This window comes from Mesorhizobium sp. M1E.F.Ca.ET.041.01.1.1, assembly GCF_003997355.1.
Lineage (GTDB): Bacteria > Pseudomonadota > Alphaproteobacteria > Rhizobiales > Rhizobiaceae > Mesorhizobium.
In genome coordinates, this window is sequence record NZ_RZSL01000119.1 from 1 (window position 1) to 13,440 (window position 13,440).

Consider the following 13,440-nt stretch of genomic DNA (forward strand, 5'->3'; position numbering starts at 1 on the left):
GTGTCGCTCGAGGTCAAAAAGGGCCAAACGACCGGTGTCGTCGGCGAGTCAGGCTGCGGAAAATCCACCACGGGACGTCTGGCACTCGGCCTGGAACAGGCAGACAGCGGCCACGTCCTCTTCGAAGGTAAAGAGCTTGCAGCGTCCGACACACGGGAATGGCGTGCAGAGCGACGGCGGATGCAGCTTGTCTACCAGGATACGCTGGCAGCCCTCGACCGGCGGATGTCAGTCGGTGATCTGATTACCGAGCCCTTGGTCATCCGTGAAATCGGTGACCGAGCAAGCCGTCAACAGCGCGTGATCGATCTGCTGCAGGCCGTCGGCCTCACCGAGCATCATCGCGGTCTTTATCCGCATCAGCTTTCCGGCGGGCAGCGCCAACGCGTGGTTCTGGCGCGTGCACTCGCGCCCAGGCCCTCGCTTCTTGTTTGCGACGAGCCCGTCTCGGCCCTCGACGTCTCCGTCCAGGCGCAGATCGTCAATCTGCTCGTCGATCTTCAACAGGAACTTGGGCTCGGCATCCTGTTCATCAGCCATGACCTGCGGGTCGTCCGCCATGTCAGCGATCGCATCGTCGTCATGTATCTCGGCCAGGTGGTCGAGGAAGGGCGCGCCGATGCCGTCATCGACCAGCCCTTGCATCCCTATACGCAGGCGCTTGTGTCGGCCATGCCGCGGCTTCCGGGCGGCTTCGATCATTATCTGCCCCTGCCGGGGGAGCCGCCAAGTCCCACTGAGCGGCCCTCGGGATGTCCATTCCATCCGCGCTGTCATCTGGCAAAGGATATCTGCCGGCAGACGCAGCCTGAACTCCTTCCACTCGGACCAGATCGGCGGGTCGCCTGCCACCTGGTATCAAATCCATGACAAACTTGCTTCCTTACATCGGCCCAAAATTCTTGCGTGCTGCGCTCTCGATCATCGTGGTCGTGACACTCACATTCTTCGTGCTACGCGCTTCAGGAGATCCGGCCCTGCAGATTCTTGGACCGGGCGCTCGCGCCCCCGACCTGGAAGCTTTTCGCCAGAAGTGGGGACTGGATCAGCCTCTGCCCGTTCAATATCTTCGCTATCTCTGGGGCGCGCTGCACGGCGATTTTGGCAACTCGATGCTGGCCGGTAAGCCCGCCGCGCAGCTTGTGCTCGAGCGAATGCCGTTGACGTTGGCCTTGATGCTGCCGGCGCTAGCGCTCAACGTGCTGATCGGCATTCCGGTCGGCGCCTATGCGGCCATGCATCGCGACAGCTGGATCGACCGGTCGGTGATGATGCTGGCTGTGCTTGGCTTTACGGTCCCAAGCTTTGTGCTCGGTTTGCTGTTCATCCTGATCTTTTCGGTGACGTTCGGCCTGTTTCCGTCGGGCGGGGCCGATAAATGGCAAAGCTTTGTTCTGCCGGTGCTGACGCTTGGCACGAGCGGCGCGGCAGTCATCGCGCGTTTTACGCGTAGCGCCATGATCGAGGTGCTGTCACAGCTCTACATTGTTGCCGCCAGCGCCAAGGGCGTCACCTGGCGCCACGTCATTCACCACCACGCTTTTCCCAACGCCATCATTCCGATCCTGACATTGTTGGGCCTGATGCTGGGCGGGCAAGTCGCCGGCGCGGTGCTGGTGGAAAACGTCTTTGGCTGGCCGGGGATAGGCCAGCTGCTCGTCGTTTCCGTCGGCAACCGTGATCTCGCGGTCGTGCAGGTCATCCTCCTCCTCGTGGCACTCACCATGACGTCGGCAAATTTGACGATGGACCTCTTATACGGCGTCGTCGATCCCCGGCTGCGAAATGCCCGCCAGGGATCACACTGAGCAAGCCATGCAAAAGAAGCTACAGATTGACCTGCCGACGCTGCTTGCGTCGCTCTGGCTTTGCCTCATGCTGTTGATCGCCGCGTCAGCGCCGCTGATCGCCCCGCATGACATCACCGCCATGGACTTGCGCCACCGCCTGGCGCCGCCTTTCGGGTTCGGCGGCTCGGCCGTTCATCTGTTCGGCTCCGACGATCTTGGCCGCGATGTCGCCTCGCGCCTCTATCATTCGATCCGCACCAGCCTGCTCATTGCCTTCGGCGCGACCGTCATCAGCGTCCTCGTCGGAACCGCGACCGGCTTCATCGCGGCGTATTTCCGCGGGATCATCGAGCATTTCCTGCTTCTTCTCATCGACGTCCAGGCGTCGCTGCCCTTCCTTATCGTCGCGCTGGCAATGCTGGCGTTCTTCGGCAACTCGCTGCCGCTGTTCGTCGCGTTGATGGGCCTTTATGGATGGGAGCGCAATGCGCGGCTCGCGCGTGGGCTCGCACTTGCAGCCGGCGCGCAAGGATATGCAGGCGCGACCCGTCAGCTCGGCGCTCATCCCTTGCGCATCTATCTTCGTCACATTCTTCCCAACAGCGCGGCAACGCTTCTTGTTGCGGCAACGGTGACGTTTCCGGAGATCATTCTGGTCGAAAGCGGCTTGTCCTTCCTTGGGCTCGGCGTTCAGCCGCCGATGACCAGCCTCGGCGTCATGGTCGGCACTGGCCGCGAATACATCACTCGCGCGCCCTGGATGTTGCTTGCGCCGAGCATCGTCATCGTCCTGACAGCCGTCGCCGTCAGCGTTGTGGGCGATTACCTGCGCGACAAACTCGATCCCACTCTCAAGTAACGGATGTCTTCCATGCAGAAAAAATTGATTTCCATCCTTGTCGACGGCGTCAGCGCTGACACTTTCGAAAGGCATGCTCATCGCCTGCCCAACATGCGCCAGCTGGCGGAAAGGGGCTTGCGCGTTCGCCGCCTGAAATCAACAGTTCCCGCCACCTCTGTTCCCGGACGGGCCACGATGTTGACCGGCGTCGGTCCGGCGGTGCATGGCATTTATGGCAACCATATCTTCCGCGGCGACGCCTTCGTGGCGCCGCTGGCCGGGGATTTGCTGGTGCCGACGATCGCAACCCATGCCAGGCAGGCTGGTCTTGATGTGGCTGCCATCGGTCACGCGCTGGTCGATCCGGCCGACACCTCGGTCTATGTCTCGCCCTGGTGGCTCCGTGGCTTCATGACGGGTCACCGCTTCAGCAAGATGGTCACGTCAGAAGCGTTGGCAGCGTCGCGAGCGATCCACGATCCCGAAGATAGGCTCGCCCAGGCTGGGCTGACAGATATGGAAGCATTCAGGAATGCCGCCGACGGAGGCGCTCCGCATCTGATATCGGGCCTGGCGCTCGACCAGTTTCTCAACCGCGCCGTCATTGCCTTGCTTGGCTCGGACCGGCCGCCGGATCTCTTGCTGACGGAGATCGAGATGCCGGATGCGTTCCAGCATTATCTCGGCTACGACAGCCCGGCGGGGATCTGGTCGGTGGAATTCGCCGACATGCTACTCGGCAACTTGCTCGCCGTCCTGGAGCGCACCGGGCGCCGCGATGATTACGTGGTCGCGGTCGCCAGCGATCACGGTCATGGCCCGGTGGATACCGCGATCTATCCTGAAGCGATTATCCCTGAGATGCTGTGGATGACCGAGGGCGCAAGCCTCTATATTTTCCTCGAGAATGCTGACGATCTGGAGACGGCGACGGAGCGTCTTGCGCCGTTCGGTGTGGAGCTCTGGAACAACAAACATGTTCCCGAAGCAATGCGTGGGAAAGTGGCGATGTTTGTCGCTCCACCCCGGCATTCGTTCGAAGAGCGGCCCAGTGATGCAACCGGCCCGCTCGTGGCGACGGGTCGCCCGCGCCTCATTTCGACCCACGGCTTCCGACCGGGCAGCCCAGAGGATGATCGCATGTTCATCCTTTCCGGCGGTGGCATTGCGCCGCAAATCGTCGAGGAGGCGGATGCCGATCAGTTTGCACCGACGCTCGCTCGAGTGCTCGGCTTAGCGTTGGAACCATACGCTGGGCGGACCCTGATCGCGGAAGAGAGCCAACTATAGTTCGAGGCCCGCAAGCGCTTGAACTGCACCCGAAGTAAATTGAAGAAGATATTCAATGTGGTTACAAATCTCCAACGCGCGTATCGTGTGCGAACATCATTTAGCAGAGGCGGGCCTCGCAATCTGCGATGGCCTCATCGACTCTTTTGAACAAGGTGGGGCTCCGAAAGCGGAAGCTTTCGATTTTGAGGGCGACTTCCTGCTGCCTGGTCTGATCGACCTCCATACCGACAGTGTCGAACACTTTATGCAACCGCGGCCGGGCGTGCAGTGGCCCTCGTCCCTTGCTGCCGTACTTGCCCATGATTGGCAGCTGCTCGGCAGCGGCATCACGACGGTGCTCGATGCACTCGCGCTCGGCGATTACGACAGCGGCGGCGCTCGTCTCGCCATGCTGAACGAGGCCATTGACGGACTGACGCGGGCGCGGGCGAGCGGTCTTCTGAAGACCGATCATTATTTCCACTTTCGTTGCGAACTCTCCGATCCGGCCCTGTTGCCGATCGTCGAACGGCATGTCGATAATCCTGGCCTCAGGCTCATCAGCGTGATGGATCACACGCCCGGCCAGCGGCAGTGGCACAATCTGACACTCTATCGCGAGTTCCGCCGCAAGAAGAACGCCCGGGTTTGGACGGAAGACGAGTTCTCCCTCTACATCACTGAGCGCCGCGAACACCAGCAGCAATATGTCCCGCCCGGCCGTTCGATGATCGGACGCCTCTGCCGCGAGCGCAATATCAGCATCGCCAGCCACGATGACACGGCAGCCGCGGATGTCGACGAATCCCACGCCGACGGCATCACGATCAGCGAGTTTCCGACGACTGTCGAGGCCGCGAGCCGCGCGCGCGAACTCGGCATGAAGATCGTCATGGGTTCGCCAAACATCATCCTCGGCGGTTCGCATTCCGGCAATGTCAGTGCGCTGGAGCTCGCAGATCGGGGTCTCCTCGACGTGCTAACCTCGGATTACGTACCGGGAAGTCTGCTGCATGCCGCATTCGCGCTGGCCGCCAAAGGGTTCGATCTCCCGGAGGCGGTTGCCATGGTGACGAAAAACCCGGCCGACCTGCTTGGTTTTACCGATCGCGGCCGCATTGCGCCGGGCCTGCGCGCCGACCTGATCCGCGTGCGCCTCGTTGAAGGCGTCCCGGTGATCCGCAACATCTGGGTCGCCGGTCGACAGTATCTGTAAAGAGCGCCCAGGCGCCAAAGGAAAAAATCATGAACTCGACAACGAAGATGGAAGCGGAGCAGCTTGCCATCGCCCAGCGGTCCGACTGGCTTGGTATCCTGTCGCGCAGTGTTAGCAGTGAGCTTGAGGCCTTGGCGGCTGATCTGGCGACCGGAGAGGCTTTTGAATGGCTGAGATCGCCTGATGTCGGCCTGGTCATGGTGCGTGGTCGCGCCGGTGGTACGGGCAACGTGTTCAATCTCGGCGAGATGACCATCACCCGCGCCTCGGTCCGGCTTGAAGACGGCACTGTCGGGCACGGTTACGTCCAGGGCCGCAGCAAGCGCCAGGCGGAGTTGGCGGCGATCATCGATGCGCTGTTGCAGCAGCCGGACCGCCATGACGAGACCATGGCGAAGGTGGTCGAGCCGCTTCGGGAAAAAGCCGAAGTCCGGCGGCTCGAAAAAAGCCGCAAGGCGGCAGCCACCAAGGTCGAGTTCTTCACCATGGTTCGCGGGGAGGACCCGGCGTGACGGTAAAATCTTCAACATCATCTTTGCATGACCGATCCTCAACGAGCACTTCGCTGATGCCGGGCTTTGCCGACCCGGTCTTCGACGCCCAGACGGTGTTTCGCGCGAGCCTGCTTGCGACCGCCTATCCCGGCCGTGTCGTGCCAGTCGACCGCGCATTGGCGCCGCCGCGGCCTTTTTCATCGGCAACCGCGGCACTGTGCCTGACGCTCATGGATTTCGAGACGCTGGCCTGGCTCGACCGGCAGGCGGCATCCGGCGAGGCGGTGGCCTGGCTCCGCTTTCACTGCGCCCTGCCCGTCACAGACGTTCCTATGAAGGCTCGTTTCGCTGTCGTCACCGATGCGCTGACAATGCCGCGCCTCTTCGATTTTCATCCAGGCGAGGTGGAATACCCTGATCGCTCGATGACCCTGATCATCCAGGTTCCGTCCTTCAACGAGGGGCCGGCGACTACCTGGACCGGCCCCGGCATCAAGACGAGCGCTCACGTGAGCATCGGCGGGTTGCCCTTCTGGTTCTGGTCGGACTGGGAGCTGAATAGAGAGCTCTACCCGCGCGGGATCGACGTCATCTTCACGAACGGCAATGCCCTGGTGGGCCTGCCGCGCACAATCGCAGTGGAGGCTTAAATGGCTTATGTTGCCGTCAAGGGTGGCGAACAGGCCATCCTCAACACCCTCAGGCTGATCTCGGAAACCCGTCGTGGCGATCCGGCCTTGGCCGAACTGACGCTAGCCCAGATCAGCGAACAGTTCGGTCTGGCCGTCGACCGGGTGATGACAGAGGGATCGGTCTACGACCGGGAACTCGCCGCACTTGCCCTCAAGCAGGCGCAGGGTGATGTGATCGAGGCGATCTTCCTGCTGCGCGCCTACCGCACCACGCTGCCTCGGTTCGCCGTGTCAGAACCGGTCGATACGTCGCGCATGACGATCCGCCGGCGCATCTCGGCGACGTTCAAGGATATCCCGGGCGGCCAGGTGCTTGGGCCCACCTACGACTACACGCACCGGCTGCTCGATTTTGCCCTCGCCGCCGAAGGCCTCCAGCGGCCCCAGGCACGTTTGGCTGCCGAGCCGCTTGACAAAGATGTGCCGCAGGTCATCGACCTGCTCGACAGGGAGGGTCTGATCGAAGAGGAAAGCGACGACGGTCAGGGCGAAATCTTCGATCTCACCCGAGAGCCGATGAGCTTTCCAGCAGGGCGCGACCAGCGCCTGCAGAACCTGGCGCGCGGCGACGAGGGCTTTTTGCTCGGGCTCGCTTATTCGACAATCCGTGGTTACGGCGGCGCACATCCCTTTGTCGGCGAACTGAGATTGGGTGAAGTGACGGTCGAGATCGTCCCCGAGGAGTTTGGTTTTCCGATTGCTGTCGCGGAAATCGCCGTCACCGAATGCCAGATGATCAACCAGTTTCGTGGCACGGCCGCCCAACCGCCGCAGTTCACCCGCGGCTATGGCCTCACCTTCGGCCACAACGAGCGCAAGGCGATGGCCATGTCATTGGTCGACCGGGCGATGCGCGCCCGCGAGCTTGGCGAGGACGTACGCTACCCCGCCCAGGATGAGGAATTCGTCCTTGCCCATACGGACAATGTCGAGGCGAGCGGCATGGTCTCGCATTTCAAGCTGCCGCACTATGTCGATTTCCAGGCCGAGTTGGCGCTCGTCCGGCAATTGCGGGCCGACCACGTGGCCACCCGGGCTGAAGCACAAACGAAGGAGGTCGCCGAATGAGCGCCGGCACGACGAACCACAGCGACACTGGCTACAACTTCGCCTATCTCGACGAGCAGACGAAGCGGATGATCCGCCGTTCGCTGCTCAAGGCCCTGTCCATTCCGGGCTATCAGGTGCCTTTCGGCGGTCGCGAAATGCCGCTCGCCTATGGCTGGGGCACCGGCGGCATTCAGGTGACGGCGAGCGTCATCGGGCCCGACGACTGGCTGAAGGTGATCGACCAGGGTGCCGACGACACCACCAATGCCGTCTCCATCCGCCGTTTCTTCCAGACGGTCGCCAACGTCGCCGTCACCGAATCCACCGAAGACGCGACCATCATCCAGACACGCCACCGCATTCCGGAGACACCGCTCAAGGAGGGTCAGGTACTCGTCTATCAAGTGCCTCAGCCCGAACCCCTGCAGAAGATCGAGCCGCGCGAGACCGAGACCCGCAAGATGCATGCCTATGCCGAATATGGCGCCATGCAGGTGACGCTCTATGAAGACGTCGCTCACTTTGGCCGCATCGCCAAGACCTACGACTATCCGGCAGTCATAAACGGTCGCCATCTGATGTCACCATCGCCGATCCCGAAGTTCGACAATCCGAAAATGGAGATGAATCCAGCGATCCAGCTATTTGGCGCCGGCCGCGAGAAGCGCATCTACGCCGTTCCCCCCTACACATCCGTCAGAAGCCTCGATTTCGACGACCATCCCTTCGAGGCGCAGACCTGGAACGGTTGCTGCGCGCTGTGTGGTTCGACGATCAGCTATCTCGACGAGGTGATCACCGACGACCGCGGCTCGCGCATGTTCGTCTGCTCGGACACCGACTTTTGCAACAACCGCCAGGCCGAGGCGGCTGCCGCAGCAGATGACAAGGCGACAGGAGAAGAAGCATGACAGCGCGCCCGCTCCGCAACCCCGCCCCCCAACCGCCGCTGCTCGATGTCTCCGGCCTCTCCAAATCCTATGGCACTCAGGTCGGTTGCCGAGACATTTCCTTCGCGATCAGGCCGGGAGAAGTGCTCGGTATCGTCGGCGAGAGCGGCTCGGGCAAATCGACCCTGCTTGCCTGCCTGTCCGGACGCCTGCCGCCTGATACCGGCTCGATGTCCTATGACATGAAGAATCGCGGACCGGTCGACATTCTGACGCTCTCCGAACCCGAACGGCGACGGCTCGCCCGTACGGACTGGGGTATTGTCCACCAGAACCCGCGCGACGGGCTGCGGCTGAACGTCTCGGCAGGCGGCAATATCGGTGAACGCCCCATGGCGGTCGGCGCCCGCCATTACGGCAACATCCGCGCCGAGGCCCAGGACTGGCTGCAGAAGGTCGAGATCGACCTTGCGCGCACCGACGATAGGCCCCGCACCTTTTCCGGCGGCATGCAGCAGCGCCTGCAGATCGCCCGCAATCTCGTCACCCGTCCCCGGCTCGTCTTCATGGACGAACCGACGGGTGGCCTTGACGTGTCGGTGCAGGCGCGCCTGCTCGATCTCTTGCGCGGACTTGTACGCGAGCTCGGCATCGCTGTTATTATCGTCACCCATGACCTTGCCGTCGTGCGCTTGCTTGCCGACCGGCTGATGGTCATGCAGCGCGGCCGCGTCATCGAGCAGGGCCTGACCGACCAGGTGCTCGACGACCCCCATCATCCCTATACGCAATTGCTTGTCTCCTCCGTCCTGCAGGTTTGAGACACGAAGGACAACTCATGATCATTCGTTTGCACGCTAAAGGTCTGACCAAGACCTTCACGCTCCACACTCAGGGTGGCATCGTCCTGCCTGTCTTCGACAACATCGACCTGGCGGTAAAGGCTGGCGAATGCGTCTGCCTGCACGGACCGTCCGGCGCCGGCAAGTCGACGCTTCTGCGCTCGCTTTATGCCAACTACAAGCCGGATGAAGGCCAGATCCTCGTTGAGCACATGGGCGAGCCTCTCGACCTGCTCGCAGCCGAGCCCTGGGAAGTGGTGGAAATCCGCCGCAGCACGATCGGCTATGTCAGCCAGTTCCTGCGTGTCATCCCACGCATCGGTGCCCTCGACGTCGTCGCTGAACCGGCCGTCGCCAACGGCACGCCCGCCGACGAAGCTACAGCGAAAGCACAAGAATTGCTCATGCGGCTCCGTATTCCGAAACGCCTGTGGTCGCTGGCACCCGCCACCTTTTCCGGGGGTGAGCAGCAGCGCGTCAACATCGCCCGCGGCTTCATCGTGGACTACCCGGTCTTGCTGCTCGACGAACCGACCGCATCCCTCGACGCCGCCAACCGGCAGACCGTCGTTGAACTGATCAACGAAGCGAAATCCCGTGGCGTCGCCATCGTCGGGATCTTCCATGACGAGGAAGTTCGAGAAGCAGTTGCGGACAGGCTCTTCGAGATCGGCAATCAATCGGTCGCAATGGCTGTGCCGGCTGTTGGCGTGGGGGAGGTGTGCAGTTGATGCCCGAACCATGCGGTCCTCGCTATGCCATTTACTACACACCGGCTCGGGAACATCCGCTCACGGTAGCGGCGAGTTCATGGCTTGGCCGTGATGCCTTCAGCGCTGATCCTATCGAGGACGCCCGTCCGGAAGCGGACGTCCGTTTAACCTCAGAGCCGCGCCGGTATGGTTTTCATGCCACCCTCAAGGCACCGTTCCGGCTGAGAGAAGGCACTTCGGTCAAGGACCTGGAGCAGGCGCTCAGCAGGTTTGCTGCGTCACAGTCCCCTTGTCCGATCGGGTCTTTGAGAATCGATCTTCTCGGCGGCTTTTTTGCGCTCGTTCCCGCCAGTCCCATCCCAACCTTGCGCGGTTTTGCGGCGCAGACCGTCGAAGATTCGATCGCTTCCGGGCGCCGATGGACGGAGACGACCTCGAGCGGCGCATGAGCCGCCAACTCGACGAGGTCGAAACGACCAACCTCGTCACCTTGGGCTATCCTTATGTCCTGGGTCGATTCCGCTTCCACATGACCTTGACCGAACGCGTGCCGGAAGATGGACGCGCGGCGATGCGGGCTCGCCTGCAGGGGAGGTTCGAGCCGTATCTATCCGAAGATTACCACATCGATACCCCGTCGCTCTTCGTGCAGGAACACCGCAGTGCCGATTTCGTGGTGCGATCGCAGTTCGGCGCGGCCCTAAAGTCGGCGGCCTGACGCCCATGGAATTGTTTGGCCGCCTTGTCCTTGTCGTCGGTCCCAGCGGCGCTGGCAAGGATACCCTCATCGACTATGCGCGCGAACGGCTTCGGGCCGATCCGCGTGTTCACTTCGTGCGCCGGATCATCAGCCGCCCGACAGGTCCGGGCGAGGATCACGAACCCGTCGATACGGACGAGTTCAACCGTCGTGCTCTCGAAGGCGGCTTCTCGTTCCACTGGCAGGCGCACGGCCTTTCCTACGGCATTCCGTCGGAGATCGATGACTGGCTGGACCGCGGCGACGTCGTGGTGGCCAATGGCTCCCGAGCCGTTTTGCCGGACGCGCGGCGGAAATACCCGAAACTGCTCGTGGTCAATATCACCGCGCCCATGGGTGTCTTGGCGTTGCGTCTGGTCGAACGGGGACGCGAAAATCTGGAGAGCATCCGGCAGCGTCTGCTTCGGAGCGAGCAGCAAAGCATGGAAGGTGACGATGTGCTGCAGATCGACAATTCGGATGCGCCGGAGATTGCTGGCGAGCGCCTTCTAGCAGTGCTCGTTGCACGAGATGGCGGAGCGAAATGAGGCGGGTCATGGCGAAGACGCGTCCCCCATGTTCGAGCTCTGCCATCTGCGCTACGACGACCCATTCGATCCGCTTCAGTCCAGCGCTGGGCGCAGAAAGTGGCAGGGTCGGCCAGGCTGGCGAGATCACTGAAGAAGCGAAGCTGGCCGGCGTCGAAGGCGTCCTGCAGGCGCTCCAGGAATAGCCGCCCGAACAGGCGCCACAGAATCCGCACGGGCAGGAAAAATCCCGGCTGGCAGGCGATCCATCGCCGGTCCCCAGCCTTCGCCGTGGCAGGCTCGAGCGACAGACCGCCGCCCGGCACGACGCAGTGGACATGCGGATGATGGTGGAGATTTTGACCCCAAGTATGAAGCACGGCGACCACGCCGATCTCAGCGCCCAGAAATCGCTGATTTGGGAATCCTCAACGGCTCCAAACTATTTCATCCCGCTCTAGGCTGTTGGAGGGCGTGGACTCCTAATTGCCTATCTCTCCCCGCTGGCCCTTAGGCCGCGACGCCCCGCGCATCAGGACTCGCCGGAACGGCGAGGGTCGGGCGGCGTCATTCTGCGCGGAACGGCATCCTTTGTGACCTTTCGACGCCGACGGCGCAGGTCGGCGAGCGCGTTATGCGAGACGCGATGCCTCTTCGAAATACGTGCCGATGATGGCGGCGACACTCTCGCTGGCAACGGGCGGGCTGAACAGGAAGCCCTGCAACTCGTCGCATTTCTCGGCGCGCAATGCCTCCAACTGCGCGACCGTCTCCACACCTTCGGCCGTTGTATCGATGCCGAGGCTGGCGCCGAGTCCTATGACGGCACGGACGATGGCGAGCGACTCTGGACACCGGCCGATCTCGCGGACAAACGATCGGTCGATTTTGAGGCGGTTGAACGGAAACTGCCTGAGATAGCTCAGGCTGGAGTAGCCAGTGCCAAAATCGTCGAGTGCAATGCGCACGCCGAGCGAGCGAAGCTGCTTGAGGATAGCGAGGTTGGTGCTGCTGTCTGCCAGCAGCACCGACTCGGTGATCTCGATCTCCAGCTGGTGCGGCTTCAGCCCGCTGCCGGTCAGCGCCAGACCGACCGTCCCGAGGAGGTTCCCTTTCCGGAACTGCACGGGGGAAACGTTGACGGACAGCACCAGCTCGTGCGGCCAGGTTGCCGCCTCCCGGCATGCCCCCGTAAGCACCCAACGGCCAAGCTCGTCGAGCATGCCGGTTTCCTCCGCGATCGGGATGAAATCCGAGGGCGACACCATGCCTCGACGGGGATTGTGCCAGCGCAGCAGGGCCTCGAACCCGCGCAGCTTTCCGGTTTGCGTCCGGATAATGGGCTGGTAATGCAACTCGAACTCGCGGTCGATTTCGGCGCCGCGCAGCTCTATCTCCAGCGCACGCCGCTCGCGCTGGCGCATGTCCATCCCGGCCTCGAACCAGCGGAAGGTACCCTTGTCCGATTGCTTCGCGCGGTACAGGGCGAGATCTGCGCATTTCAGCAGGCTGTCGATGTCAGCGGCGTCGTCTGGGACCAGCGCTGCGCCGATACTCGCACCGATCACTATTTCGGCGCCATCGACCTTTCGTATAGCGGTGAGATCGCGGATGATGCGCTGCCCGAGCTCCTCGACGCCGGAGCGGCATTCGACTGCCGGCACCAGGATCGCAAATTCGTCGCCGCCGAGCCTGGCCACCAAGTCGGTCTTGCGCACCAGTTCTCGCAGCCGAGTGGTCACCTCTATGAGGAGTGCGTCGCCTGCCGCGTGTCCGAGAGTGTCGTTGACCGTCTTGAAATTATCGAGGTCGATCAGCACCACGCCGAACCGCTGGCCATTCTGCCCGAGAGTTTCGGCCGCCCGCTCCAGCTCGCGCGTGAAGACTGTTCGATTGGCGACTCCCGTCAGCGGATCATGATGAGCGAGGTAAGTGATATGGGCTTCGGCGCGCTTACGCTCTGTTATGTCGACGATTGTCGATAGTATTGCCACCTGGTGGTCTACGAGGGTTTCGCTTGTGTACTCGATCACATCGAGCTCGCGCCCGTCGGCGGTGCGGTGCCGAAGCACCAGCCCGCGACCGTCCCTCTCGCGGTTGCTGGTGCTTTCCACGCGGATTTCAGCAAGGCTGCGGTCGAGGAAGTCGCCGCGACTGTAGCCGTAGAGACGCAACGCCGCTTCGTTGACGTTGAGAAAAATGCCGGTCGATTGGCTGCGCACGAACATCGGTACCGGATTATCATCGAAAAGAGAGCGGAATAGGGTCTCGCGCGCCTTCAGGTCGCGAATGTCGGTCAGTGTGACCGCCAGCACGCCGCCGGCGATGTCGACTCCGACCTGAAGAGTGACCCTCTGCTGTCCCAGCCGATAGG

Annotated in this window: 13 protein-coding genes and 2 pseudogenes; 13 read left to right on the forward strand and 2 right to left on the reverse strand. The window is 62.4% G+C overall.

What is annotated here, in order from left to right:
* The 13 genes and pseudogenes from EOA38_RS12695 to phnN form a co-directional block, all read left to right on the forward strand.
* A partial coding sequence (locus EOA38_RS12695) for an ABC transporter ATP-binding protein (protein ID WP_145965953.1) occupies positions 1–870 on the forward strand: 870 nt, incomplete at its 5' end.
* Positions 867–1,808, forward strand: a complete 942-nt coding sequence (locus EOA38_RS12700; RefSeq protein ID WP_127299349.1) for an ABC transporter permease — start codon at positions 867–869, stop codon at positions 1,806–1,808. The genes EOA38_RS12695 and EOA38_RS12700, both read left to right, overlap by 4 nt.
* Positions 1,809–1,815: 7 nt before the next feature.
* On the forward strand, positions 1,816–2,649 hold the full coding sequence (locus tag EOA38_RS12705) for an ABC transporter permease (protein WP_127299350.1): 834 nt from the start codon (positions 1,816–1,818) through the stop codon (positions 2,647–2,649).
* 12 nt (positions 2,650–2,661) lie between these two features.
* Entirely contained in the window at positions 2,662–3,921 is a 1,260-nt protein-coding gene (locus tag EOA38_RS12710) for an alkaline phosphatase family protein (RefSeq protein WP_127299351.1), read from the forward strand.
* Between the two features lie 55 nt (positions 3,922–3,976).
* The gene (locus EOA38_RS12715; protein ID WP_127299352.1) at positions 3,977–5,119 is read left to right on the forward strand and encodes an alpha-D-ribose 1-methylphosphonate 5-triphosphate diphosphatase; all 1,143 of its coding nucleotides are present in this window, start codon (positions 3,977–3,979) and stop codon (positions 5,117–5,119) included.
* 29 nt (positions 5,120–5,148) lie between these two features.
* Positions 5,149–5,631 carry a phosphonate C-P lyase system protein PhnG gene (gene phnG, locus EOA38_RS12720; RefSeq protein WP_245480820.1) on the forward strand — a complete coding sequence of 161 codons (483 nt, stop codon included), beginning with the start codon at positions 5,149–5,151 and terminating at the stop codon, positions 5,629–5,631.
* 56 nt (positions 5,632–5,687) lie between these two features.
* Positions 5,688–6,263 (forward strand): phosphonate C-P lyase system protein PhnH, encoded by a 576-nt coding sequence (gene phnH / locus EOA38_RS12725; RefSeq protein ID WP_245480821.1) that lies wholly within the window; start codon positions 5,688–5,690, stop codon positions 6,261–6,263.
* Positions 6,264–7,373 carry a carbon-phosphorus lyase complex subunit PhnI gene (locus EOA38_RS12730; protein WP_127299354.1) on the forward strand — a complete coding sequence of 370 codons (1,110 nt, stop codon included), beginning with the start codon at positions 6,264–6,266 and terminating at the stop codon, positions 7,371–7,373.
* Positions 7,370–8,266, forward strand: a complete 897-nt coding sequence (locus EOA38_RS12735) for an alpha-D-ribose 1-methylphosphonate 5-phosphate C-P-lyase PhnJ (RefSeq protein ID WP_127299355.1) — start codon at positions 7,370–7,372, stop codon at positions 8,264–8,266. The genes EOA38_RS12730 and EOA38_RS12735 overlap by 4 nt, the downstream gene beginning before the upstream one ends.
* Positions 8,263–9,066 (forward strand): phosphonate C-P lyase system protein PhnK, encoded by an 804-nt coding sequence (gene phnK, locus EOA38_RS12740; RefSeq protein ID WP_127299356.1) that lies wholly within the window; start codon positions 8,263–8,265, stop codon positions 9,064–9,066. The genes EOA38_RS12735 and phnK overlap by 4 nt, the downstream gene beginning before the upstream one ends.
* A 17-nt stretch (positions 9,067–9,083) precedes the next feature.
* On the forward strand, positions 9,084–9,818 hold the full coding sequence (phnL, locus tag EOA38_RS12745; protein WP_127299357.1) for a phosphonate C-P lyase system protein PhnL: 735 nt from the start codon (positions 9,084–9,086) through the stop codon (positions 9,816–9,818).
* A pseudogene (locus EOA38_RS12750) lies at positions 9,818–10,518 on the forward strand (DUF1045 domain-containing protein). Before phnL ends, EOA38_RS12750 begins: the two are co-directional and overlap by 1 nt.
* Positions 10,519–10,523: 5 nt before the next feature.
* Entirely contained in the window at positions 10,524–11,087 is a 564-nt protein-coding gene (gene phnN, locus EOA38_RS12755) for a phosphonate metabolism protein/1,5-bisphosphokinase (PRPP-forming) PhnN (RefSeq protein ID WP_127299358.1), read from the forward strand.
* Between the two features lie 46 nt (positions 11,088–11,133).
* Here the strand turns inward: phnN and EOA38_RS12760 are convergent.
* Together EOA38_RS12760 and EOA38_RS12765 are read right to left on the reverse strand one after the other, a co-directional pair.
* Positions 11,134–11,485: pseudogene (locus EOA38_RS12760) on the reverse strand (transposase); the annotation flags it as partial.
* Between the two features lie 213 nt (positions 11,486–11,698).
* The coding region (locus EOA38_RS12765) for an EAL domain-containing protein (RefSeq protein ID WP_127299359.1) at positions 11,699–13,440 on the reverse strand (1,742 nt) is incomplete at its 5' end.

Excerpts from the sequence above, each read along its gene's own strand:
- EOA38_RS12700 (WP_127299349.1), top strand. The coding sequence starts at position 867 with ATGACAAACTTGCTTCCTTACATCGGCCCAAAATTCTTGCGTGCTGCG.
- EOA38_RS12705 (WP_127299350.1), top strand. The coding sequence starts at position 1,816 with ATGCAAAAGAAGCTACAGATTGACCTGCCGACGCTGCTTGCGTCGCTC.
- EOA38_RS12710 (WP_127299351.1), top strand. The coding sequence starts at position 2,662 with ATGCAGAAAAAATTGATTTCCATCCTTGTCGACGGCGTCAGCGCTGAC.
- EOA38_RS12715 (WP_127299352.1), top strand. The coding sequence starts at position 3,977 with ATGTGGTTACAAATCTCCAACGCGCGTATCGTGTGCGAACATCATTTA.
- phnG (WP_245480820.1), top strand. The coding sequence starts at position 5,149 with ATGAACTCGACAACGAAGATGGAAGCGGAGCAGCTTGCCATCGCCCAG.
- phnH (WP_245480821.1), top strand. The coding sequence starts at position 5,688 with ATGCCGGGCTTTGCCGACCCGGTCTTCGACGCCCAGACGGTGTTTCGC.
- EOA38_RS12730 (WP_127299354.1), top strand. The coding sequence starts at position 6,264 with ATGGCTTATGTTGCCGTCAAGGGTGGCGAACAGGCCATCCTCAACACC.
- EOA38_RS12735 (WP_127299355.1), top strand. The coding sequence starts at position 7,370 with ATGAGCGCCGGCACGACGAACCACAGCGACACTGGCTACAACTTCGCC.
- phnK (WP_127299356.1), top strand. The coding sequence starts at position 8,263 with ATGACAGCGCGCCCGCTCCGCAACCCCGCCCCCCAACCGCCGCTGCTC.
- phnL (WP_127299357.1), top strand. The coding sequence starts at position 9,084 with ATGATCATTCGTTTGCACGCTAAAGGTCTGACCAAGACCTTCACGCTC.
- phnN (WP_127299358.1), top strand. The coding sequence starts at position 10,524 with ATGGAATTGTTTGGCCGCCTTGTCCTTGTCGTCGGTCCCAGCGGCGCT.